General features: G+C 73.3%; 21 protein-coding genes. 8 read left to right on the forward strand and 13 right to left on the reverse strand.

All coding sequences use genetic code 11. The features are described 5' to 3' along the window. Nucleotides 1–55: 55 nt before the first annotated feature. Nucleotides 56–1420: a DUF5685 family protein gene (locus ACFWFZ_RS30955; RefSeq protein ID WP_387126704.1), complete on the reverse strand. Its 1365-nt coding sequence runs from the start codon at nucleotides 1418–1420 to the stop codon at nucleotides 56–58. A 285-nt stretch (nucleotides 1421–1705) separates the two neighbouring features. Between ACFWFZ_RS30955 and ACFWFZ_RS30960 the strand changes: the two genes are divergently transcribed. Then, a complete protein-coding gene (locus tag ACFWFZ_RS30960) occupies nucleotides 1706–2155 on the forward strand; it encodes a cell division protein SepF (protein ID WP_387126706.1) in 450 nt (149 codons plus the stop codon). 9 nt (nucleotides 2156–2164) lie between these two features. On the opposite strand, the gene ACFWFZ_RS30965 is transcribed toward ACFWFZ_RS30960, so the two are convergent. Both ACFWFZ_RS30965 and ACFWFZ_RS30970 read right to left on the reverse strand, forming a co-directional pair. Further along, nucleotides 2165–3334 carry an acyl-CoA dehydrogenase family protein gene (locus ACFWFZ_RS30965; protein WP_030831123.1) on the reverse strand — a complete coding sequence of 390 codons (1170 nt, stop codon included), beginning with the start codon at nucleotides 3332–3334 and terminating at the stop codon, nucleotides 2165–2167. A gap of 125 nt (nucleotides 3335–3459) precedes the next feature. Next, nucleotides 3460–5112, reverse strand: coding sequence for an MFS transporter (locus ACFWFZ_RS30970; protein WP_387126708.1), 1653 nt, complete (start codon nucleotides 5110–5112; stop codon nucleotides 3460–3462). Between the two features lie 284 nt (nucleotides 5113–5396). On the opposite strand from ACFWFZ_RS30970, the gene ACFWFZ_RS30975 reads away from it, so the two are divergent. Both ACFWFZ_RS30975 and ACFWFZ_RS30980 read left to right on the forward strand, forming a co-directional pair. Further along, on the forward strand, nucleotides 5397–6578 hold the full coding sequence (locus tag ACFWFZ_RS30975) for a glycosyltransferase family 39 protein (RefSeq protein WP_387126710.1): 1182 nt from the start codon (nucleotides 5397–5399) through the stop codon (nucleotides 6576–6578). A 219-nt stretch (nucleotides 6579–6797) separates the two neighbouring features. Then, nucleotides 6798–7865, forward strand: a complete 1068-nt coding sequence (locus ACFWFZ_RS30980; RefSeq protein ID WP_387126712.1) for a phosphatase PAP2 family protein — start codon at nucleotides 6798–6800, stop codon at nucleotides 7863–7865. A gap of 293 nt (nucleotides 7866–8158) precedes the next feature. Here the strand turns inward: ACFWFZ_RS30980 and ACFWFZ_RS30985 are convergent, their stop codons facing one another. Next, a complete protein-coding gene (locus ACFWFZ_RS30985) occupies nucleotides 8159–9127 on the reverse strand; it encodes a helix-turn-helix transcriptional regulator (protein ID WP_387126714.1) in 969 nt (322 codons plus the stop codon). A 270-nt stretch (nucleotides 9128–9397) separates the two neighbouring features. Then, entirely contained in the window at nucleotides 9398–10225 is an 828-nt protein-coding gene (locus tag ACFWFZ_RS30990; protein ID WP_387126716.1) for a transglycosylase family protein, read from the reverse strand. A gap of 293 nt (nucleotides 10226–10518) precedes the next feature. Here ACFWFZ_RS30990 and ACFWFZ_RS30995 point away from each other — a divergent pair, with 293 nt between their 5' ends. Beyond that, nucleotides 10519–11331, forward strand: coding sequence for a hypothetical protein (locus ACFWFZ_RS30995; protein ID WP_387126718.1), 813 nt, complete (start codon nucleotides 10519–10521; stop codon nucleotides 11329–11331). A gap of 209 nt (nucleotides 11332–11540) precedes the next feature. Then, entirely contained in the window at nucleotides 11541–11945 is a 405-nt protein-coding gene (locus ACFWFZ_RS31000; RefSeq protein ID WP_387126720.1) for a hypothetical protein, read from the forward strand. A 15-nt stretch (nucleotides 11946–11960) separates the two neighbouring features. On the opposite strand, the gene der is transcribed toward ACFWFZ_RS31000, so the two are convergent. The 4 genes from der to ACFWFZ_RS31020 form a co-directional block, all read right to left on the reverse strand. Continuing rightward, nucleotides 11961–13424: a ribosome biogenesis GTPase Der gene (der, locus tag ACFWFZ_RS31005; protein ID WP_387126722.1), complete on the reverse strand. Its 1464-nt coding sequence runs from the start codon at nucleotides 13422–13424 to the stop codon at nucleotides 11961–11963. A 76-nt stretch (nucleotides 13425–13500) separates the two neighbouring features. Then, the gene (locus tag ACFWFZ_RS31010) at nucleotides 13501–14088 is read right to left on the reverse strand and encodes a lysophospholipid acyltransferase family protein (RefSeq protein ID WP_387126786.1); all 588 of its coding nucleotides are present in this window, start codon (nucleotides 14086–14088) and stop codon (nucleotides 13501–13503) included. A gap of 56 nt (nucleotides 14089–14144) precedes the next feature. Next, the gene (gene cmk / locus ACFWFZ_RS31015) at nucleotides 14145–14852 is read right to left on the reverse strand and encodes a (d)CMP kinase (protein ID WP_387126724.1); all 708 of its coding nucleotides are present in this window, start codon (nucleotides 14850–14852) and stop codon (nucleotides 14145–14147) included. A 265-nt stretch (nucleotides 14853–15117) separates the two neighbouring features. Next, entirely contained in the window at nucleotides 15118–16206 is a 1089-nt protein-coding gene (locus ACFWFZ_RS31020) for a prephenate dehydrogenase (protein WP_387126726.1), read from the reverse strand. Between the two features lie 214 nt (nucleotides 16207–16420). On the opposite strand from ACFWFZ_RS31020, the gene ACFWFZ_RS31025 reads away from it, so the two are divergent. The 3 genes from ACFWFZ_RS31025 to ACFWFZ_RS31035 all read left to right on the forward strand — a co-directional run bounded on the left by ACFWFZ_RS31025 (nucleotide 16421) and on the right by ACFWFZ_RS31035 (nucleotide 18090). Then, the gene (locus ACFWFZ_RS31025) at nucleotides 16421–16762 is read left to right on the forward strand and encodes a DUF952 domain-containing protein (RefSeq protein WP_387126728.1); all 342 of its coding nucleotides are present in this window, start codon (nucleotides 16421–16423) and stop codon (nucleotides 16760–16762) included. 82 nt (nucleotides 16763–16844) lie between these two features. Then, the gene (locus ACFWFZ_RS31030) at nucleotides 16845–17321 is read left to right on the forward strand and encodes a Rieske (2Fe-2S) protein (protein WP_387126730.1); all 477 of its coding nucleotides are present in this window, start codon (nucleotides 16845–16847) and stop codon (nucleotides 17319–17321) included. Between the two features lie 88 nt (nucleotides 17322–17409). Then, nucleotides 17410–18090 (forward strand): DNA polymerase beta superfamily protein, encoded by a 681-nt coding sequence (locus ACFWFZ_RS31035; protein ID WP_387126732.1) that lies wholly within the window; start codon nucleotides 17410–17412, stop codon nucleotides 18088–18090. 59 nt (nucleotides 18091–18149) lie between these two features. On the opposite strand, the gene ACFWFZ_RS31040 is transcribed toward ACFWFZ_RS31035, so the two are convergent. The 4 genes from ACFWFZ_RS31040 to pnuC are packed head-to-tail and all read right to left on the reverse strand — an operon-like array spanning nucleotide 18150 to nucleotide 21581. Beyond that, nucleotides 18150–19160, reverse strand: a complete 1011-nt coding sequence (locus tag ACFWFZ_RS31040) for an ADP-ribosylglycohydrolase family protein (RefSeq protein WP_387126735.1) — start codon at nucleotides 19158–19160, stop codon at nucleotides 18150–18152. Continuing rightward, on the reverse strand, nucleotides 19157–19897 hold the full coding sequence (locus ACFWFZ_RS31045) for an NUDIX domain-containing protein (RefSeq protein ID WP_387126737.1): 741 nt from the start codon (nucleotides 19895–19897) through the stop codon (nucleotides 19157–19159). Before ACFWFZ_RS31045 ends, ACFWFZ_RS31040 begins: the two co-directional genes overlap by 4 nt. Continuing rightward, nucleotides 19894–20973, reverse strand: coding sequence for an AAA family ATPase (locus tag ACFWFZ_RS31050; RefSeq protein ID WP_387126739.1), 1080 nt, complete (start codon nucleotides 20971–20973; stop codon nucleotides 19894–19896). The genes ACFWFZ_RS31045 and ACFWFZ_RS31050 overlap by 4 nt, the downstream gene beginning before the upstream one ends. Further along, the gene (pnuC, locus tag ACFWFZ_RS31055) at nucleotides 20970–21581 is read right to left on the reverse strand and encodes a nicotinamide riboside transporter PnuC (protein WP_387126741.1); all 612 of its coding nucleotides are present in this window, start codon (nucleotides 21579–21581) and stop codon (nucleotides 20970–20972) included. The genes ACFWFZ_RS31050 and pnuC overlap by 4 nt, the downstream gene beginning before the upstream one ends. Nucleotides 21582–21693: the final 112 nt, after the last annotated feature.

Genomic DNA, 21693 nt, shown 5'->3' on the forward strand with positions numbered 1-21693 from the left:
CGTCCGGGCGGGAATCCCCGCATACGCCGTCCGGGCGCGCGGAACTGACGCGGGCTCAGTCGCAGCAGCAGCCGCAGTTGCAGTCGCAGCAGCCGCCGCCCCCGCCGCCGCCGCCGGAGCCACCCTCGGAACCGCCGGTCGCCGAGGAGTTCGGCCGGCAGCAGTCGCAGCACTCGCAGGCGTCGCACCACGGGTCCCGCTTCTTGCGCGACCAGGGGCCCTCGTGTTCGGTACAGCAGATCTGGCAGGTGCAGAAGAGCCCGATGGCCACGGCGCAGCCGGCCAGCAGGCCGCGGCGGGGCCGCTGCGGGTGCTGACCGCCACCGCTGAAACCGCCGCCTCCGCCACCGCCGAAGCCGTCGCCGCCGAGCCCGCCGCCACCGCTGCCGTACCCGCCGGACCTCGCGGGCGGCGGGCCGCCCGGTGCCTGGGGGCTGTTCGGGCCGTAGGGGTTCGCGCCGTACGGAGCGCCACCGTAGGGGTTGCCGCCGTTCCCGCCGTACGGGTTCGAACCGTACGGGCTCGGGCCCTGCCCGGCCGACACGGTGGCCGTGTGGCCGCAGCTCATGGTCCCGAAGGCCCGGTCGACCGAGGTGCGCAGTTCGTGCACGAGCAGTTGGTGGGCCAGCCCCGCGTCGGCGAACTCGACCTCGCCCAGAGCCAGCCTGATGCCGTGCAGGGCGTCGTCGCAGAGCCTGCGGGCCTCGGCGCGCGAGGTGCCGGTGGCGGTGAGCGGGTTCCAGGCGCCCGCCTCCGCGTCGGCGCCCTGGTCCTCGACCGCGTCCAGCAGGTGCGCGAGCCGCCCGAAGTAGCGGCCGGCCTCGGCCAGCGCGGCGGCGTTTCCCGGCCGTCCGGCCAGATGCGCGGTATGCGCGAAGGCGGCGGCCGTCGCGGTCTCCGTCGGCTCGGTCACCACGAGCACCGAGGTGCCGAGGCCGGCCAGTGTCTCGATGCCCGCCTGCCGGTCCACCGCGTCCACGAGCACCGCGGTGTCGAAGCCGAGCGAGGCGCCGGTGCGTGCACCGGCCCGGTCCCAGCCGCGGGCCACCTTGCGCGCGGCGAGGGCGATGGGGGCGCGGGCCAACAGGCCGTCCCGGTCCGCCACGTGGTCGCGCACCTTCGCGGAGGCCAGGACGAGGGAGACGGCGGCCGCGAGCCTGGCGCCCTCGCCCTTGGCGACGGCGGCGGTGCGCATCCCGCGCAGCGGGCAGGGGCCGGCGGTGCGCCGGGAGCCGGGTGCGGGACCGGACTGAGCCTCCGTCAGAACGGAGACGAGCAGACCGTCATAGTTCGTGACGATCCGGGCGAACTGCCCGTGATCCCCCCGAAGTGCCAGGCACAGCCCGCACAGATGGGCCATCCACTCCGCCTTGAACCGCTCTCCGAGCCGGTGCGTGCAAGGTCTGACTATGCCGAACAAGCTGCTGCCCCCGTGTGTCGTACGCGTGCCTGCCCGGCATCGTATCGACCCGTCTCCTTCACCCGTACGCCCCCGCCGCCCACCCGTACGGCGGCGGCGGTCGTATTTTCACTCAGTCAGCAGCGGTAGGGACCAGGATCCTTGACCGTGCAACGGATGTTCTGCACCAGTACCGTCACGAAACCCCTGCGCGGCGACTATCCACTTGGCGCGTTGTCAGCATCATGGACGAGCATAGGGGCAGCGGAGAGAAGACAGACTGACCGCGGTGAAAGGAGGCAGTCCATGGGTTCGGTGCGCAAGGCGAGTGCCTGGCTGGGTCTCGTGGAGGACAGCGACGACGAGCGCTACTACGACGACGACTACGCGGAGGCCGCCCACGGTTCCGTCGCGGGCCCCGGTGACCAGTGGGTGACCGACCCCCGCGTCAAGGTGGCCTCCGAGTCGGCCAACGAGCACGGCCGCCGGATCGCGACGGTCACCCCGGACGGATTCCGTGACGCGCGCGGCATCGGCGAGCTGTTCCGCGACGGTGTCCCGGTGATCGTGAACCTGTCGTCGATGGACCCGACCGACGCGAAGCGCGTCGTCGACTTCGCGGCCGGGCTGACCTTCGGGCTGCGCGGTTCGATCGAGCGGGTGGCGACCAGGGTCTTCCTGCTGACCCCGGCCGACACCCAGATCGTGAGCGGCGAGCCCGGCGGCCGCTCGCGCGACTTCTTCAACCAGAGCTGAGCAGGGCTCTCACCGGAAGGCGTCCAGCCCGGTGAGCGCCTTGCCCAGCACCAGCTGGTGCATCTCGACGGTGCCCTCGTAGGTGAGGACCGATTCGAGGTTGGTGGCGTGCCGCATGACGGGGTATTCGAGAGAGATCCCGTTGGCGCCGAGGATGGTCCGCGCGGTGCGGCAGATCTCGATGGCCTCGCGGACGTTGTTGAGCTTGCCGAAACTGATCTGTTCCGGCCGCAGGGTGCCCGCGTCCATCCGCCGGCCCAGGTGGTGGGCGAGCAGGATGCCCTTGTGGAGTTCGAGGGCCATGTCCGCCAGCTTGGCCTGGGTGAGCTGGAAGCCGCCGATCGGCTTGCCGAACTGCTCCCGCGTCCTGGCGTAGTCGAGTGCGGCCTCGAAACTGGCCCGCGCCGCGCCCATGGACCCCCAGATGATCCCGTACCGCGCGTGGCTGAGACAGCCGAGCGGTCCCTTGAGCCCGGTGACGAGCGGCAGCACCGCGTCGGCGGGCAGCCGTACGTCGTCCATGACCAGCTCGCTGGTGACGCTGGCCCGCAGCGACCACTTGTGCTTGATCTCCGGCGCGGAGAAGCCGGGCGTGTCGGTGGGCACGGCGAAGCCGCGGATCCCGTCGTCGGTCTGCGCCCACACCACGGCCACCGCCGCGACGGAGCCGTTGGTGATCCACATCTTGCGGCCGTTCAGCACCCAGTCCGTGCCGTCGCGCTTGGCGTAGGTCCGCATCGCCGCCGGGTCCGACCCCACATCGGGCTCGGTCAGCCCGAAGCAGCCGATCAGCTCGCCCGCGGCCATGCCGGGCAGCCAGCGCTGCTTCTGCTCCTCCGAGCCGTACTTCCAGATCGCGTACATGGCGAGCGAGCCCTGCACCGACACCAGCGACCGGATCCCGGAGTCGGCGGCCTCCAGCTCCAGGCAGGCCAGGCCGTACTGCACGGCGCTGGCACCGGCGCAGCCGTATCCCTCCAGGGACATCCCGAGCGCCCCGATGGCGCCGAGTTCCCGCGCCAGTTCCCGGATCGCGGGCAGCTCGCCGCTCTCGTACCACTGGGCGATGTTCGGCAGCACCCGGTCCGCGGCCCAGCCGCGGACGGTGTCCCGGACGGCGAGGTCCTCGGGCCCGAGAAGCTCGTCGAGCCCGAGCGGATCGGTGGGTACGAAGGACACGGGGCCTCCCGGCGGCCTGAGCGGAACCTGGTGCTGTGACCGCGAAGGTTCACCGGGTCACAGCACTGGCGGCGCAAGTTTTGCGCCCACCCGAAGCTATTGGCCTGCGGCGGGCAAATCCAGCCCTACTTTCCGGCGCCGGCCTGCTCCACCGCGGCCGGCCGCACGGCCTCGCCCTTCGCCTGCGCGGGCAACCGCACCGGGTCGGCGTCGCCGGACACCCCGCAGTCCATCCCCCGCGGCAGCTTCAGCGCCATCAGCGCCCCCGCGAACAGCAGCGCCGCGCTCACCAGCAGCGTGACGTGCAGCCCGTGCACGAAGGCGTGCCGTGCCGCCGCGTACAGCGATTCCCCGGCCGGGCCGCCGAGGCCCGCCGCGATCTGGTAGGCCTCGCCCAGGGAGTTCGCCGCGCCCGCCGAGTCCGCCGCCGAAACCCCCGGCACCGACTCCAGCCCCGGCCGGTACGCCGCGTTCATCACGCTGCCCAGCAGCGCGATGCCGATGCCCGCGCCCAGCTGGTAGGAGGTCTCGCCGATCGAGGCCGCACCGCCCGCGGTCTCGGCCGGGGCCTCGCTCAGCATCGACTCGTAGGCGGCGAACAGCGTGGTCTGCAGTCCGAAGCCGAGCAGGATGAAGCCGACGGTCAGCAGCACCGGCCGGTCCTGCTGGCCCATCAGCGTCAGCAGCAGCACGGCGAGGGCCGTCAGCACGAAGCCCAGCGACACCATGGTGCGCGGCCCGACCCGGGCCAGGGTGTAGGAGCCGGTGGCGCCCGCTGCCATGGCGGCGAAGGTCAGCGGCAGCAGCCGCAGGCCGGTCTCCAGCGGGCTGAGGTGCAGCACCAGCTGCAGGTACTGGACGGCGATCAGCTCCAGCCCCACCAGCGCGAGCATGGCGAGCACGATGCAGGCGACCGAGGTGGAGAAGGCGGCCCGCGAGAACATCCGCATGTCGATCAGCGGGTGCTCGCGCCGCTTCTGGCGGCGTACGAACAGCACGAGGAGCGCCGCGCCGAGCAGCAGCGGGACCAGCGCCCCGGCGTCGAGGAGGTGCCGTTCGGCGCCGATCCGCTTGATCCCGAGGACCGAGCCGAGGACGCCGGCGGCGGCCATCAGCGCGCCGAGCACGTCCCACGGCCCGTCCGCGGAGCCGCGCGACTCCGGCAGCAGCCAGCGTCCGAGGGGCAGGATCAGCGCCATGAGCGGGATGTTGATGAGGAAGACCGAGCCCCACCAGAAGTGCTCGATCAGGAAGCCGCCGAGGACCGGACCGCTGGCCGCGCCGATCGCGGCGACGGCGGTCCAGATGCCGATGGCGAGGGCCCGCTCGCGCCGGTCGGGGAAGACCTGGCGCAGGATCGACAGGGTGGCCGGCATGATCATCGCGCCGCCGATGCCGAGCAGGGCGCGCGCGGCGATGAGGACCTGGGCGCTGTCGGCGAAAGCGGCCGTCGCGGAGGCCGCGCCGAAGAGTCCGTAGCCGAGGAGGAGGACGCGGCGACGGCCGACCCGGTCCCCGAGGGTGCCGAAGAGGATCAGCAGCGAGGCGCAGACCAGCGGATAGGCGTCGACGATCCAGAGGAGCTCGATCGGGCCGGGCCGCAGGTCCTCGGTGACGGACGGGACAGCGACGTGCAGGATCGTCGCGTCGAGCGCGACGAGGACCAGGCTGACGCAGAGAACCGCCAGGACGACCCAGCGGTTGGCACCGCCGGAGACCGCGCCCAGCCGCTGCCAGGGCGAAGGGGTCCCGGCCGTGGCCGCGTTCGTCCCCGCCATGCATGTACCTCCCAGGTGATCCCTCGCGCTCGGTGGACCAGCGTCTTGGTGGAGCCGCGAAGGGTGGTGCGCTGTGCGGCGTCCAACGGGGTCCGGCATCGACACGCGAGTGAACGGTCAGCGTACGCGAGTTCGTGTGCCCGTCACGTGGCCAAGCTCTCATCCCGGCGGCGACCCCCGTGTGGCGTGCGCCACTCCTCCTCCCCGGAATCCTCCCCCGCGTACGCGCCCGCTCACGCTCCGTCGTGCTCGGCGCCGGCCCCGGTCGGGCGCCACCGATAATCATGCCCGTGAAAGATCTTGGATTTCGCCGGGCCGCGCCCGCGCTGGCCGTCTTCGCGGCGGTCCGGCTGCTCGGGCTGACCGTGCTCGCCGTGTGGGGCGCGGTGGCGGGCAGCAGCCCGCACACCCTGCTGTCGGCCCGATGGGACTCGCTCTGGTACGCCCGCATCGCCGCCGAGGGGTACGGCTACGAGATCGTCCTGCCCGACGGGGACGTTCACTCGAACCTGGCGTTCTTCCCGCTGCTGCCGTGGCTGGAACGGGGGGTCTCGGCGGTGACCGGGCTCTCGTACGGCTCGGCGGGCCTGGTGGTGTCGGTGCTCGCCGGGCTCGCGGCGGCGTGGGGGATCTTCGCGGTGGCCGACCTGCTCCACGGCCGCCGGACGGCGGTGTTCGCCGTCGCCCTCTGGGCGGCGCTGCCCGTCGGGATCGTGCAGTCCATGGCGTACAGCGAGGCGCTGTTCACGGCGCTGGCGGCGTGGGCGCTGTACGGGGCCCTGCGCGGCCGGTGGCTGACGGCGGGCCTGCTCGCCGCCGGGGCCGGGCTGACCCGCCCGGTCGGCGCGGCGGTCGTCGCGGCGGTGTGGGTGGCCGCCGTACTGGCCTGGCGGAGCGGGGAGCGGTCGCGTCAGGCAGGGCTCCCCCTGCAGACCGGCCCGGTTCAGGACGCCGCGAGCCCGGCCTGGTCTGGAGGGCGCGCCCTCGTCGGGGCGCTGCTGGCTCCGGCGGGCGCGGCCGCGTACGTGCTGTGGGTGGGTGCGCACACCGGCGGCGGTCTGCTCGGGTACCTGGACGTGCAGGCCGGCTGGGGCAACGGCTTCGACGGCGGCTGGGCCTTCGCCCGCTTCGTCGGGGCGAAGCTGGCCTCGTCCGCCTGGCCGGCCGGGCTGGGGCTGACCACCGGGGTCGTCCTGGTGCTGTGGCTGTACGGGGCGTGCGTACGGCAGCGGCAGCCGGCGCCGCTTCTCGTGTACTGCGGGATCGTCGTGGCGCTCGCGCTGTGCGCGTCCGGGTACTTCGGCTCCAAGCCGCGGCTGTTGCTGCCGGCGTTCCCGCTGATGCTGGTGCCGGCGGTGGCGTTGGCCCGGTGGCGGACCCGGCGGGCGGTCCTGGTGCTGGGCGCGGCCGCCCTGGCCTCGGCGGTGTACGGGGCGTTCTGGCTGAACGGCTCGGGCCCTCCGTAGCGGGTGCCCGGCCGGTCGGGCCGGATCGGGAATCGACCTGCGGTAATAAAGCCCGAATAAGCAGCCGCGACAATTATCGGACACCGGATCGAGAAGGATCCAACCCCTGCCGGAATACCGGGAATTAGGACCCGCGTGAGACCAACTCCACATCACATGGTCATCACAAAGCCCGCGATTCGCCCGGGCTGACCATCGCCGCGCGGTAACGTCGATTGAGTGCGTACCGACCAAATCCTGACCCGTCTGGAGCGGGTCTTCGCCCGGCTGGACCGGGAACCAGAGCGACCGGCTCATCTGCAGACCCCGCAGATGAGCCGGCACCGCGTCGTACTCCTGGGCTCAACCCTCGCGTTCTACCTCGCCATCGTGGTGGCCGTGCTGACCACGTCCTGGCTGGTCCGCCTCGACTGGCAGATCATGTTCTTCCGGCCCTACGAGCAGTGGCCGCAGCTGCACGCCTTCCTCGACTACCTGGTCGTCCTCGGCCAGCGCGGGCCCACCGCGGTCATGGTCGCCGCGTGGCTCGGCTGGCGCTCCTGGCGGCAGCACACCCTCCGCCCGCTGATCACCCTCGGCGTGGCGCTGCTGCTGCTCAACGTCACCGTCGGGTCGGTGAAGCTGGGCCTGGGGCGGCTCGGCCCGCACTACGCCACCGAGATCGGCTCGGCCGAACTCTTCGCGGGCGGCGATATATTCCCTTCCGGCCACACCGCCAACGCCGTCGTGACCTGGGGGATCCTGGCCTACCTGGCCTCCACCGTGGTCACCCGGCGGGTGCTGTCCGTGGTGTCCGCGGTCGTCTCGCTGAGCGTCGGCGCCACCACCGTGTACCTCGGCACGCACTGGGTCAGCGACGTCCTGCTGGGCTGGTCCGCGGGTCTGCTGATCCTGCTGGCCCTCCCCTGGTTCGAGCCGCTCATCGCACGGACCGAGGCCTACGTCTTCGAGCTGCGCGAGATGCTGCGCCGACGGGCCGAGACCGGGCGGATGCCCGCCCCGGTCGTCTCCGCGCTCACCCCGCTGCTCTCCGCGGGCGGCAAGTGGCAGCTGAGCCCCGTCACGCGGACCACCGAGGAACCGGCCGCGGTGCCCGCTACGGCCGCGGCGGCGGGCGCCGTCACGGGACACTCCCCGGCGCACCGCCCGGCCGTGCACCCGGGCAACCGGCCGCACCTGATCCGCTCCGAGCGGACCCCGGTCACCCCGGTCGGCAGCCGCCGCCCTCCGCACACCGAGCGGGCCGGCACGCGGGGCACCGCGGCCCGTCCGGTCGCCGGCGGCTGACGGCCGCGGCGGGGGCGGTACGCACCACCCACCCCCGCACAGCGAAGGCGGGCCGGGTCATCGACCCGGCCCGCCTTCGGCGTTCGTCAGCGCCGCGCCCGGACGTTCGTCCGTCCCGGGTCACGCTTGTGTCACAGAATATCTACAGTCGCCAATTGCCCTCCGAAGCGCGACACGCCCGGAGCTGGGACGTATTCGAATTCCCGTCGAGAAGCCCAGAATTGCCGCCGTGCATTTCCACGGACACCTGGGACAGAACCAGCTGAATCCCCCTCAGGTCCGCTGCGTTTCCTTCACTTCTCCGGCCCCACGGCCCGCCCCAGCAGATCTCTCAGGGCCCTCATCCGATCCGTGAGCGCGGGCGGCTCGACCACTTCGAACTCACAGCCGAGCAGCATGATGTGAATCACCAGAACGTCCAGGTTCACGGCTCCGGTGCGCAGCAGGCAGGTCTGCGCGTCGACCGGTTCCAGGACTCCGTCGCTCGGCCCGATGAGCTGCGCCGCCTCCTGCTCGGAGAGCTTCAGCCGCACCACCGCGCGGGCGGCGTAGACCCGCTGGGACACGCCTTCGGAGACATATGCGGCGAGATCGTCGGCGGGGGGCGGGCGCGGTGTGAACCGCGGCCCGTGGGGCGGTCTGGGCTCGATGCGGTCCGCACGGAAGGTCCGCCACGCCTCACGGTCGAGATCCCAGGCGACCAGGTACCAGCGCCGCTCCGTGCAGACGAGCCGGTGCGGTTCGACCGTGCGGCGGCTGACGCTGCCGCCGTGGTCGCGGTATCCGAAGCGCAGCCGCTCGGCGTCCCGGCAGACCGAGGCCAGCTCGGTCAGCACCGAGGCGTCCACGGTGGAGCGCTGGGCCCCGCGCAGCATCGGCACGGTGAACTCGTTGAGCGCGGACACCCTCCGGCGCAGGCGCGACGGCAGGACCTGCTCCAGCTTCGCGAGGGCCCGCACGGAGGCCTCCCCGATCCCCTCGACCCCGTTGCCCGCGGCGGTCCGCAGCCCGACGGCGACGGCCACGGCCTCGTCGTCGTCCAGCAGCAGCGGCGGCAGCTCGGCCCCGGCGCCCAGCTGGTAGCCGCCACCGGTCCCGGGACTGGCGTTCACCGGGTACCCCAACTCCCGCAGCCGGTCCACGTCGCGCCGGACCGTGCGGGCGGTGACGCCGAGGCGGTCGGCGAGGTCGGCGCCGGTCCATTCGCGGTGGGCCTGGAGCAGGGAGAGCAGGCGCAGCAGCCGTGCGGAGGTCTCAAGCATTCCCCGAGTCTGCCAGCGGGCGGGCGCCGTTCAGGGGGGAGCGGGCAGGGGGACCCCGGCAGGCTCCACCCCCGTGGAACGGGGACCACCGCCGCCCGTCGCCCCCGGCTCGGCCGCATGCTTCGGCCGGGGCTTCGGCCCCGCCGCGGTCACGGGCTCGCGCGTGGCCGCGGGCACGGGCTACGGCACGTCCGTAGGCGCCGGCTCGGGCTCAGCCAGGGGCTTCGGCCCCGCCGCGGTCACGGGCTCGCGTCTGGCCGCGGGCACGGGCTACGGCACGTCCGTAGGCGCCGGCTCGGGCTCAGCCAGGGGCTTCGGCCCCGCCGCCGTCACGGGCTCGCGCGTGGCCGCAGGCACGGGACCCGGCTTCGCCGCGGCCGCAGGCTTCGGCTCCGCCGCGGGCAGGGGCCTGGGCAAGGCCTCGGGGTTCGGCTCCGCCACCGGCGCGGGACTCGGCTTCGCCACCGGCGCGGGACTCGGCTTCGCCACCGGCGCGGGACTCGGCTTCGCATCCGGGAGGACCAGCAGCATGCCCACGGCGATCACCGCCGGCTTCGGCCCGATCGCCTCCCGGTTGGCCTCGTACAGCGCCTGCCACCCGCCCTCCACCCGGCGCTCGCGGGCGATCGTGACGAGGGTGTCCCCACCCCGTACGGTGTGCATCCGCCCCGCGAGCCCGTACCGCTTCGAGCAGACCGGCCACGCGCTCCACCCCTGCGCGGCGAGGACCTCCTGCGCCACCCGGATCTGCTGCACGCGGTCCGCCAGGTCGGCCCGCGGCGCGAACGCCAGGCCGCCGTACTCCTCCCACGTCGGCTGCCAGAACTGCAGCCCGCCGTAGAAGCCGTTGCCGGTGTTGACCGCCCACCGCCCACCGCTCTCGCAGTCGGCCACGCAGTCCCAGGGCCATTCCCCGCCCGGTCCGCAGTCCCCGGGGCCGCTCCCGATCACGCCCGGCGACCCAGGATGCGCGGCCCCGGCCGGACCCGGCGCGGGCGGCGGCGGTGCCGCGTCCGCCGCGCCCTGGGGTGCCGCGAGCGCCAGCACGACGGCCGCGACGGCGGTGCGGGCGGCCCGGGCGGTCCGGAGGTTGGGCATCGGGTCACGCTACGCAGCACTCCACGGCGCTCCACGGCCCGCCACGCGGCGGGCACCGCACCCCACCCGGTCGGCCGACCTCCCCCGCCCCCAAAGCGGCCACACCCGGCCGGCAACTGCGCACAACCAAAAAACAGTTGGCACAAAACCGAAGCTGCGGTCGCACGGTTCACCCTTCCGGGCGGCCGGTTCGAATCCGTTCCCTCCAATGGCGTGACCCCGGCCGCCGCTCCCGCGTTGTGCCCGGCGAGCCGGGAGCCTCCCGGACCCGCACCTATGCCGAGGAGCACCCCGTGCCGCGCATGCTCGACGTCAGTGATGAGGTACGTGCCGAGATCGGCGACGAAGAAGCCGACAGGCTGCTCGTCGGCGACGACGCGCCGCGCAGTTACGACTGCACCTCCTGCCGCACCCCGGGCGACCCCGAGAACGACCGCACCAGCACGGTGCTGTTCGTCGGCGAGGAGACCGCCGTCCTCGCCTTCGCCCACGCCACCTGCATCCCCTCGCAGGTCGTCTCCGTCTCCGAAGAGCAGCTCCAGGGCGCGGTCCGCAGCATCACCGGCGACAGCCCGGCCTCCGCGCAGGACGCGGGCGTGGCCGCGCCGCAGAACGTGCCCGGCGGGCAGGCCGTCCTCGGCATCACCAGCGGCCTCGTGCTGATCGGCGGCGAGCTGCACCCCGCGCTGGTCGTCGAGCCGACCGCGCCCATCGCCCGCCCGGGCAGCGACGGCCCCGGCGACGACTTCCTGCCGCTCCTGATCGAGCAGGGCTTCATCCCGGTGACCGACACGGCCGAGCTCCCCACCCTCCTCGGCGGCTGGTCGGTGCTGCTCGCGGCCGGGCAGCTGCACGCCGTGCTCCAGCCGGGAGCCGAGGGCTGCGGCCAGGTCGCCTGGTGGCAGGCGCACCAGGCGCTGTCGGTCACCGACGGCTGGCGGGCCGCCGTCCAGAAGACCCAGCGCGTGCTCGTCTACGCCGCCCCGGTCGGCTCCATCGGCCAGCAGCCCCGCGAGGACCTGCTGCGCGACGCGCTGGACAAGGCCGCCGCCGCGGGCAAGCTCGTGGCCGCCGCGATGCCCCTGGCAGGCACGCCCGGCGCCTGATCCCAGCCGGTACCGAACGGCCGCCCGACCCCCTGCGAAAGGGGGCCGGGCGGCGTGCGCCGGGGGTGTGCGGTCCGTCCCGCGCACCCCCGGCGATCTGTGTTTCCTCCCCCGCCACCCCGCATCCGCAGAGCGCCGGTTTCGTTGGCTGATACGTGCATCCATACGACTCCTCCCGCGCCCCGTCCTATCCGAGCACCGTCCCCGCCGTGCGTCCCGTACGGGACCGGGACAGCTCTCCGGCCGTCTCGCACACCCCGATCTACGACACGCTGTACTCGGAGTACCTGCGCGCCTTCCGGGCGCTGCCGGGCGACCGTACGGGTGAGGAGGACCTCGGGTTCACGGCCTTCTCGTACGGCGGCGGCTACACGGTCGGCTCGTACGGCAGCGGCGGCTGGAGCGGTTCCGCGTGGCAGCGGATCGACGGCTGGCAGCCCTCCTACAACCCGCAGCCCCCGTCGCAGACGCACTCCTCGTCGCAGGCGCAGCCGCAGACCCAGCCCGCCTACTCGTACGCGGGCAGCCCCGGATACGCCGACGGGCGGCAGCACCAGACCGGGATGACGCACATCCCGGCGGCCCTGCCGCCCGCTCCGCGCCGGGGCTACTGACCCCGGGCCGCCGTACTACTTCTTCTTCTTGTACTGGGCGCCGCGCTTCTCGCGCACCCGCACCGAGATGTGGATCGGGGTGCCCTCGAAGCCGAACTCCTCGCGCAGGCGGCGCTCGATGAAGCGCCGGTAGCCGTGCTCCAGGAAGCCGGAGGCGAAGAGGACGAACCGCGGCGGCTTGCTCCCCGCCTGGGTACCGAACAGGATGCGGGGCTGCTTGCCGCCGCGGATCGGGTGCGGGTGGGCGGCGACGACCTCACCGAGGAAGGCGTTCAGCCGGCCGGTGGGAACGCGCGTCTCCCAGCCCGCCAGGGCGGTCTCGATCGCCGGGACCAGCTTCTCCATGTGACGGCCGGTGAGCGCCGAGACGTTCACCCGGGGCGCCCAGGAGACCTGCTGCATCTCGGTCTCGATCTCGCGCTCGAGGTAGTAGCGGCGCTCCTCGTCGAGCTCGTCCCACTTGTTGTAGGCGATCACGATCGCGCGGCCGGCCTCGACGGCCATGGTGATGATGCGCTGGTCCTGGACGCTGATGGTCTCGGTGGTGTCGATCAGGATGACCGCCACCTCCGCCTTCTCGACGGCCGCGGCGGTGCGCAGCGAGGCGTAGTAGTCGGCGCCCTGCTGGAGGTGGACCTTCTTGCGGATGCCGGCGGTGTCGACGAACTTCCAGGTGACGCCGCCGAGCTCGATGAGCTCGTCGACCGGGTCGCGGGTGGTGCCGGCCAGCTCGTTGACGACGACCCGGTTCTCCTTCGCGACCTTGTTCAGCAGCGAGGACTTGCCGACGTTCGGGCGGCCGATCAGCGCGATGCGGCGGGGGCCGCCGGGCGCGACGCCGCCGAAGGTCTGCTCCGGGGCCTCCGGGAGGACGTCGAGGACGGCGTCGAGCATGTCGCCGGTGCCGCGGCCGTGCAGCGAGGAGACGGGGTGCGGCACGCCGAGGCCCAGCGACCACAGGGACGCCGCGTCGGACTCGCCGCTCTGGCCGTCGACCTTGTTGGCGCACAGGACGACGGGCTTCTTGGCCTTGCGGAGCAGCCTGACGACGGCCTCGTCGCTGTCGGTGGCGCCGACCTTGGCGTCGACGACGAAGACGACCGCGTCGGCGGTCTCGATGGCGTACTCGGCCTGGGCGGCGACGGCCGCGTCGATGCCGAGGACGTCCTGCTCCCAGCCGCCGGTGTCGACGACCTTGAAGCGCCGGCCGGCCCACTCGGCCTCGTAGGTGACGCGGTCGCGGGTGACGCCGGGCTTGTCCTCGACGACCGCCTCGCGGCGGCCGATGATGCGGTTCACCAGGGTCGACTTGCCGACGTTGGGCCGGCCCACGACGGCGAGGACGGGCAGCGGGCCGTGGCCCGCCTCCTCGATGGCGCCTTCGACGTCTTCGAGGTCGAAGCCCTCTTCCGCGGCGAGCTCCATGAACTCCGCGTACTCGGCATCGCCAAGTGCTCCGTGGTCGTGCTGGTCGTTCATGAAGTCCGTTCCTCGTCGTTCGTGGTGATCGGTGGTGCCCGCGCAGCGCGGTTCCACTACTGGGTTCAAGTCTCGCTCAGCGCCCGGTCAGGCGCTTGGCGTCGGCCAGGTGGGCGGTCAGCCGGTCCTGGATGCGTACGGTGGCCTGGTCCAGCGCGGTACGGGTGCGGCGGCCACTGCCGTCCCGGGCGTCGAAGGCCGAGCCGAAGACGACGTCGACCCGGCTCTTGAAGGGCGGCAGCCCGGGGATGAGCCTGCCGCGGTCCTCGGCGCTGCCGAGGACCGCGACGGGCACGATGGGCGCGCCGCTACGGACCGCGAAGTACGCCAGTCCCGCGCGCAGCGAGGCGAAGTCGCCCTCGCCCCGGCTGCCCTCGGGGAATATCCCCAGGGCCCCGCCCTGGTCGAGCACGGCGAGGGCGCGGCCGACCGCCTCCCGGTCGGCGCCGGAGCGGTCGACCTTGACCTGCCCGATGCCGTCCAGGAACGGGCCGAGCGGGCCCACGTACGCTTCCTTCTTGATCAGGAAGTGCAGGGGGCGGGGCGCGGTGCCCATCACCATGGGGCCGTCTATGTTGTGGGTGTGGTTCACGGCGAGGATGACGGGGCCCGAGGCGGGGACTTTCCAGGCGCCCAGTACGCGCGGCTTCCACAGCCCGTACATGAGGCCGATGCCGATGCGCCTGCCGACCGCCGCACCCTTGAGGGAGGGCGTTCGGCTCACGTGCGGACCGCCCGCTTCTCTTCGACGAGCGTCACGACGCACTCGATCACCTGGTCGAGCGTGAGTTCGGTGGTGTCCACCTCGACGGCGTCGTCGGCCTTGGCCAGCGGGGAGGTCTTGCGGCCGGAGTCGGCGGCGTCGCGCTTGATCAGCGCCGCCTTGGTGGCCGCGAGGTCGGCGGCCTCCTTGCCGCGGAGTTCTCCGCTGCGCCGGGCGGCGCGCGCCTCGGCGGAGGCCGTGAGGAAGACCTTGAGGTCGGCGTCGGGCAGGACGGTGGTGCCGATGTCCCGGCCCTCGACGACGATCCCGTCCGCCTCCCGGGCCGCGTCGGCGGCGATGGAGCGCTGCAGCTCGGTGATGAGCGTGCGCACCTCGGGGACCGCGCTGACGGCGCTGACCTTGGAGGTGACCTCCTGGGTCCGGATGGGGCCGGCGGCGTCGAGGCCGTCCACGGTGATGGTGGGCGCGGCCGGGTCGGTGCCGGACACGATGGAGGGCTTGCCGGCGGCGACCGCCACGGCCTGCGCGTCGTCGGTGTCGACCCCGTTGGAGATCATCCACCAGGTGATGGCCCGGTACTGGGCACCGGTGTCCAGGTAGCGCAGCCCGAGCTTGGCGGCCACGGCCTTGGAGGTGCTGGACTTGCCCGTGCCGGAGGGACCGTCGATGGCGACGATCACGGCGGACGGAGCGGCGGTTTCCACGGTGCGGGCACCTTCCTGGTTGCGCGTACGTGTCCGGGCGCGGCAAAGCGCCCCTCTGCAAGGTTACCGGGCCCCAGGAGGTGTCCTGCCGGTCAGGCCGGACACCCGCGGGCTCGGTTCACCTCCGGGGCGCCTGTTGCCGGCTCGTGAGGGCGTGCGTGCTCGTGAACCGCTCGTGCCTCGCGGTTTCCTCCGCGCGCCCGCCCTCACTCCCCGGCGCGCCCCTTCGGCTCACTCGCCCCCGGCTCCGCCCGCGCTTCCGCGGTTACCGGCTGCGCAGCGCCCAGCCCCGTTCCCGCAGCTCGGCGGTGAGCCCGGCCACGGACCTCGGCTCCACCATGAGCTGTACCAGACCGGCCTGCTGGCCCGTGGCGTGCTCGATCCGCACGTCCTCGATGTTGACCCCGGCGCGGCCCGCGTCGGCGAAGATCCGTGCCAGCTCGCCCGGCTGGTCGCTGATGAGCACGGCCACCGTCTCGTAGACCGCGGGCGCCGCTCCGTGCTTGCCCGGGACCCGCACCCGGCCCGCGTTCCCGCGGCGCAGTACGTCCTCGATGCCCGCGGCTCCGCCGCGTCGCTTCTCGACGTCGGCGGACTGGAGGCTGCGCAGCGCGTCCACGGTCTCCTGCAGGTCGGCGGCGATCCCGGCGAGGACGTCGGCGACCGGTCCCGGGTTGGCCGAGAGGATCTCCACCCACATCCGCGGGTCGGAGGCCGCGATCCGGGTCACGTCGCGGATGCCCTGCCCGCACAGCCGGACGGCCGTCTCGTCGGCCTCCTCCAGCCGGGCGGCGACCATGCTGGAGACGAGCTGCGGGGTGTGCGAGACGAGCGCCACGGCCCGGTCGTGCGCGTCGGCGTCCATCACCACCGGCACGGCCCGGGACAGGGCGACGAGTTCCAGCGCGAGGTTGAGCACCTCGTGGTCGGTGTCCCGGCTGGGGGTGAGCACCCAGGGGCGGCCCTCGAAGAGGTCGGCGGTCGCGGCGAGCGGCCCCGACTGCTCCTTGCCCGCCATCGGGTGCGTGCCGACGTAGGCGGTGGCGTCGACGCCGAGCGCGGCCAGTTCCCGCCGCGGCCCGCCCTTGACGCTGGCCACGTCGACGTAGGCGCGCGCCGCTCCGCGTCCGATCAGGTCGGCCAGGGTCGCCGCCACATGGGCCGGCGGTACGGCGACGATGGCGAGGTCGACCTGCTCCTGCGGGGGCTCGTCGGTGCCGGCCCCGAGGGCGGCGGCCGTGCGGGCCCGGTCGGGGTCGTGGTCGGCGAGGTGCACGGTGATCCCGCGGGCTGTCAGGGCGAGCGCCGCGGAGGTGCCGATCAGTCCGGTTCCGATGACGACGGCGGTTCTCACGGGGCGCTCCACAGGTGCGTGACGACAGGTTCTGACTCAGGGTAGCCAGACGGTACGCCGTGAGGGCCCGGCCGCCCGCCCTGTGGGACGGCGGCCGGATCCTCGTGTGCGGAACCTGTCAGAGCTTCTGCTGCCTGATGACGTCCTCCGGCGAACCGAAGGAGATCTCTCCGCCTGGCACCGGTTCCGCCCCCACTGCGGTAGAACGATCGGCATGATCCTCCACATCGTCCCGCTCGCCGACTGGACCGCCGCGCCCGACCTGCCGTACGCCCCGCCCTCGCTGGAATCCGAGGGATTCGTGCACTGCTGCGCGGACCGTACGACGGCGCTCGGCATCGCCGACAGGCACTACCGCGCGCAGCCGGGAACGCTGCTCGCGGTCGAGCTCGACGAGGACGCGCTGACCGCGGAGGTCCGCCGGGAGGGTGATTCCGGTGGCCGATTCCCACATGTTTTCGGTCCGTTGAACCGGGACGCCGTGGTCCACGTGTGGGAGGTCGTACGCACACCCGGCGCACCTGCCTCACTGGCACCGTGGCAGCCGGGCTCGTAAAACGGCGCGGCAGGCTTCACCCGAGGCCCGCCGCAGGCCAGGATGCTGCACGCCGATCCGGCCACAGAGCGAGGAGAGACTGATGAGCGACCCCACGCAAACCGTCCGGCGCAAGGTACTGGTGATCGGCGCGGCCGCCCTGGCCGGCGGTGCGCTCACCGCCTGCGGCGGCGGTGACGGCGACAAGACTTCACAGGGCGAGCAGGACGCGGCCACACCGGCCGGCTCCGCCCCCGCTCCGGCTGGTGCGGACCCGGCCGCGGGCAGCGCGAAGGTCGTCGCCAAGGCGGCGGACGTGCCCGTGGGCGGCGGCAAGATCCTCAAGGAGGAGAAGATCGTGGTCACCCAGCCCACGGCCGGATCCTTCCGCTGCTTCACAGCGGTCTGCCCGCACCAGGGCTGCCTGGTGAGCAAGGTGGAGAAGAAGGAGATCGTCTGCCTCTGCCACAACAGCAAGTTCGACCCCGCGGACGGATCGGTCCTGGGCGGCCCGGCCACCAAGGGCCTGGCCGAGAAGAAGATCACGGTCGCGGCGGACGGCAACATCACGCTCGCGTAGCGACACTCCCCCAGCGGAGCGCTCACCGCCCTGCCGGCCCGTGGAAACGGCCCGGCAGGGCGGGCGCGTCCTGGCGTAGGCTCCCGGGATGGACGATCTGACGCTGGTACGGGACCACACGGTCTACCGGTGCGTGATGGGCTCCCGGGCCTTCGGGCTGGCCACGCAGACCAGCGACACCGACCGGCGTGGCGTCTACCTCGCCCCGACACCGCTGTTCTGGGGGTTCGACAAGCCCCCCACGCACGTGGAGGGCCCCCGGGACGAGGAGTTCTCCTGGGAGTTGGAGCGCTTCTGCGAACTCGCCCTGCGCGCCAACCCGAACATCCTGGAGTGCCTGCACTCACCCCTGGTGGAGCACGTCGGTCCGGTCGGCGCGGAGCTGCTCTCGCTGCGCGCGGCCTTCCTCTCCCGCCGCGCCCACACCAGCTTCAGCCGGTATGCGGCCTCCCAGCACGGCAAACTCCTCGCGGACGTCCGCGTCCACGGCGCGCCGCGCTGGAAGCACGCCATGCACCTGCTGCGCCTGCTGCTGTCCTGCCGCGACCTGCTGCGCACCGGCGTCCTGACCATCGACGCGGGCCCGTACCGCGACCGGCTCCTCGCCGTGCGCCGGGGGGAGCTCAGCTGGGACGAGGTCGACGCCTGGACGACGGGCCTGCAGGAGGAGACGGACAGGGCCCTGGCCGGCACTCCCCTGCCGGAGGACCCGGACCGGGCCCGGGTGGAGGACTTCCTCGTCCGCACCCGGCGCGCGTCAGCCGCGTAGACCGTGTCCGCCCAGTCCCCCCGGGGGCGCCGCCGTACGACGACGGCGTCCGGCATGGATCAGGCATCCCAGAGGGCGCCGAAGGCCAGGAGTTCGTCCCGGTACTCGATGCGGCCCTCCCATGCCCTCGGCCAGACGTCCGCTCCGAGGTGGGCTCCGGCGAAGGCGCCGGCGAGGCAGGCGATGGAGTCGGAGTCGCCCCTGGTGCAGGCGGCGCGGCGCAGGGCCGTCAGGGGTTCGTCCGGGAAGAGCAGGAAGCACTGCAGGGCGGTGGCGAGGGCCTCCTCGGCGATCCAGCCGTCGCCGGTGGTCAGGCAGGGGTCGGTCTCCGGGGACGGGGAGCGCAGGGCTGCCGCGAGCCGGTCCAGCACCTCCAGGCACTCGTCCCAGCCGCGCGCGATGAAGGACTCCGGCGTGGCGTCGGAGGCGGTCCGCATCCAGAGGTCTCCGAGCCAGCGCTCGTGGTAGCGGGTGCGGTTCTCCAGGGCATACGAGCGCAGCCGTCCGACGAGGCCGGTGACCTCGGTGCCGGAGGCCAGCAGGTGCACCGCCCGCGCGGTCAGGTCGGAGGCGGCGAGCGCCGTCGGGTGGCCGTGGGTGAGGGCGGACTGGAGCTGGGCCGCTCCGGCCCGTTCCTCGTCGGTCCAGCCGGGGACCAGTCCGACGGGGGCCACGCGCATGTTCGCCCCGCAGCCCTTGGAGCCGAGCTGGCTGGCGTCGCGCCAGTCCCGCTGCGGGTCGTTCAGCAGGTTGCAGGCCCGCAGGCAGGTGTCGCCGGGCGCGCGGTTGTTCTCCGGGGAGTGGTACCAGTCGACGAACTCCTCCCGGACCGGGCGGGTCAGGCGCAGCGGGCCCACCGGGCCGCGGTCGGCCGCGGTCCGTATGCCGCGCGCGAGGGCGAGCGTCATCTGGGTGTCGTCCGTGACGATCGCCGGGTCGGGCAGGCGCATCTCGCGCCACGGGCCCGTCTTGGCGAGGATCGAGGGCACGTCGTGGAACTCGGTCGGGAAGCCCAGGGCGTCGCCCAGGGCCAGGCCGACCAGCGCGCCGGTCGCGGCTCGCTTCGTCATCGGGTGGGTCCTTCCGGTCGGAGCAGAGGTGGGTGGAGGGCGGTCGCCGGGCCGGCCCGGTAGAGGGCGGCCGGTTTGCCGCGGCCCCCGGTGAGCCGGGCGGCTCCCGGTACGGCTTCGACGAAGCCGGGCGTCGTCAGGACCTTGCGGCGGAAGTTGGGGCGGTCCAGGACGGTGTCCCAGACGGTCTCGTACACGGCCAGGAGTTCCCCGAGGGTGAACTCGGGCGGGCAGAACGCGGTGGCCAGGCAGGTGTACTCCAGCTTCGAGCGGATCCGTACCGTTGCGTCGGCCAGGATCACCGCGTGGTCGAAGGCCAGGTCCGGGGCCTCGTCCAGGGGCAGCCAGCGGGCCTGCGCCGCGTCCCCGCCGCCTTCCGCCGCCGGCTCCGGCAGGTCCGGGACGAGGGCGGTGAAGGCCACCGAGACGACCCGCATCCGGGGATCGCGGTCCGGCTCGCTGTAGGTGCGCAGCTGCTCCAGGTGCAGGTCGGCCACGACCTGCTGCGGCAGGCCGGTCTCCTCGGCCAGTTCGCGCCGGGCGGCCGTCTCGGCGGACTCCCTGGGCAGGACGAACCCGCCGGGCAGCGCCCAGGCGCCCGCGTACGGCTCCTGGCCGCGCCGGATCAGCAGGACGTGCAGTTCGCCGCCGCGCACGGTGAACACGGCGAGGTCGACGGTCACCGCGAACGGCTCGAAGGCGTGCGGGTCATAGCCCGGCTCCGGCGCGCCGTTCATCGGTTCTCCGGGAGCGGGTCGGCGAAGTGCCAGCCTTCGGCAAGCAGTTCGTCCACGGCCGCAACGGCCGTGGCCAGCCGCTCCCGCCGGTCTCCGCGCAGGGACAGGAAGCGCCGTCCGGTCGCCTCCAGCTCCTCGCGGAACCGCCGGGTCATCCAGGGTCTGAGCTCAGGGCCGTCGCGCAGTCCGTCGTCCTCGAAGGGCACGTCGACGTCCTCGGTGAGCAGGTAGAGGTCCCGGTGCGTGAGGGAGGCGATCCGCTCGACCTCGGCGTTGCGGGCGCCCATGTACCGCTCGTGCCAGATGCCGGTGGCGAAGGAGTCGGTGTCGCAGATCAGCACCGGGGAGCCCTGGCGGGCCGCCAGCTCCTCCTCCGCGTCCTGGCGGCGGGCGATCAGCGGGAACTCCTCCGAGGTGAAGGAGACGTCCGTCCACGTGGCGCCCGGGGCGGCGGCCCTGGCCGCGGCGAGCTTGTCCTCGCTGTAGCGGCGGCCGTACTCGGCGACCCAGCCGGTGGCCGCCCAGACCCCGCCGCGCGCCCGGAGTTGCGCGGCCAGGTCCCGGGACAGGGTCGTCGTCCCGGTGGACTCGGCGCCGAGTACGACGACGCGGCGCGCGAGGCGGGCCCGTACGGCGGGTCCCAGGAAGTCCCAGCAGGCGGCGGGGTCGGCCCGGACGGCCGTCCCGGACACCGGGAAGAGGGTTCGCGCGGGGTCCACGCAGACCTCCTCGGCGCCGAACCTGCGGGCGAGTTCGGCTCCGTACTCCTCGGAGGTGAAGACGGCGTCCACGGGCCGGCCGACCGCGGCCCGGAAGATCGCCATGTGGGCCTCCCAGACCGCCGGGTCGTGCAGGTCGACGGGGATGTCGTCGACGGCTCCGACGACGTCGGCGTCCGGGTGGGCCTCCCGCATCCAGGCGACGCGGTCGGCGAGCGGCACCGATTCCACGGAGGCCGCGCAGACCAGGACGGTCAGCCGCTCGCAGCGGTCCTGGGCGGTGCGCACCAGGTGGTGGTGGCCGGCGTGCGGCGGGTAGAACTTGCCGAGGACCAGGCCGTGGCCGAAGCGCCTCATGCCGTCGCCTCCGCGGCCGCCGTGGGTGCGGTGCGCTCCGTGAGCGTCCGCCGCCAGCCGAGCAGGCCCACGACGCACAGCCCGAGGAAGCCGGCGTAGAGCAGGGCGGTGAGGTGGAGCCCCTTGTGGACGTACAGGGGGATGTAGACGAGGTCGGCGGCGATCCACAGCCACCAGGACTCGACGAGCTTGCGGCACTGGCCGTAGGTGGCCGCGAGGGAGAGCACGGTTGTGGCCGCGTCCCAGAAGGGGACGGTGGAGTCGGTGGCCCGGGCGAGGAGCAGGGTCAGGCCGAGCGTCGCCACCGCCCCGGCCGCGGCCAGCCAGGCCCATTCGGTGCGCGTGGTGCGGCGCACCGGCAGGGCTGCGGTGGTTCCCGGTCCACCCCCGTGGGTCCAGGACCACCAGCCGTACGCGGCCAGGGCGATGAAGACGATCTGGAGCCCGGCGTCGGCGTACAGGCCGGCCTGGGTGAAGAGCACGATGAAGAAGACGTTGTTGGCGATGCCGATCGGCCAGTTGGCGATGTGCTGACGGGCCACCAGCCAGACGCACAGGGCGCCTGTGGCGAAGCCGAGCACCTCGGTCCAGCTCAAGGTCCAGTTCATGCCGAGCCCCACTTCCTTAATAGTCACTGTGACTATAAACAGGGGTGGGGGGTCGGGGCAAGGAAAAAGCCCGCAGTGCCGTGGGCACTGCGGGCTCTCCCCGTGGAGCGGG

It is taken from the genome of Streptomyces sp. NPDC060232 (genome assembly GCF_042726555.1).
In the GTDB taxonomy this organism is placed as follows: Bacteria; Actinomycetota; Actinomycetes; order Streptomycetales; family Streptomycetaceae; genus Streptomyces.

Coding starts and splice junctions, on each gene's coding strand:
- ACFWFZ_RS30960 (WP_387126706.1), top strand. CDS start 1,706: ATGGGTTCGGTGCGCAAGGCGAGTGCCTGGCTGGGTCTCGTGGAGGAC.
- ACFWFZ_RS30970 (WP_387126708.1), bottom strand. CDS start 5,112: ATGGCGGGGACGAACGCGGCCACGGCCGGGACCCCTTCGCCCTGGCAG.
- ACFWFZ_RS30975 (WP_387126710.1), top strand. CDS start 5,397: ATGCCCGTGAAAGATCTTGGATTTCGCCGGGCCGCGCCCGCGCTGGCC.
- ACFWFZ_RS30985 (WP_387126714.1), bottom strand. CDS start 9,127: ATGCTTGAGACCTCCGCACGGCTGCTGCGCCTGCTCTCCCTGCTCCAG.
- ACFWFZ_RS30990 (WP_387126716.1), bottom strand. CDS start 10,225: ATGCCCAACCTCCGGACCGCCCGGGCCGCCCGCACCGCCGTCGCGGCC.
- der (WP_387126722.1), bottom strand. CDS start 13,424: ATGAACGACCAGCACGACCACGGAGCACTTGGCGATGCCGAGTACGCG.
- ACFWFZ_RS31010 (WP_387126786.1), bottom strand. CDS start 14,088: ATGTACGGGCTGTGGAAGCCGCGCGTACTGGGCGCCTGGAAAGTCCCC.
- ACFWFZ_RS31025 (WP_387126728.1), top strand. CDS start 16,421: ATGATCCTCCACATCGTCCCGCTCGCCGACTGGACCGCCGCGCCCGAC.
- ACFWFZ_RS31030 (WP_387126730.1), top strand. CDS start 16,845: ATGAGCGACCCCACGCAAACCGTCCGGCGCAAGGTACTGGTGATCGGC.
- ACFWFZ_RS31035 (WP_387126732.1), top strand. CDS start 17,410: ATGGACGATCTGACGCTGGTACGGGACCACACGGTCTACCGGTGCGTG.
- ACFWFZ_RS31040 (WP_387126735.1), bottom strand. CDS start 19,160: ATGACGAAGCGAGCCGCGACCGGCGCGCTGGTCGGCCTGGCCCTGGGC.
- ACFWFZ_RS31045 (WP_387126737.1), bottom strand. CDS start 19,897: ATGAACGGCGCGCCGGAGCCGGGCTATGACCCGCACGCCTTCGAGCCG.
- ACFWFZ_RS31050 (WP_387126739.1), bottom strand. CDS start 20,973: ATGAGGCGCTTCGGCCACGGCCTGGTCCTCGGCAAGTTCTACCCGCCG.
- pnuC (WP_387126741.1), bottom strand. CDS start 21,581: ATGAACTGGACCTTGAGCTGGACCGAGGTGCTCGGCTTCGCCACAGGC.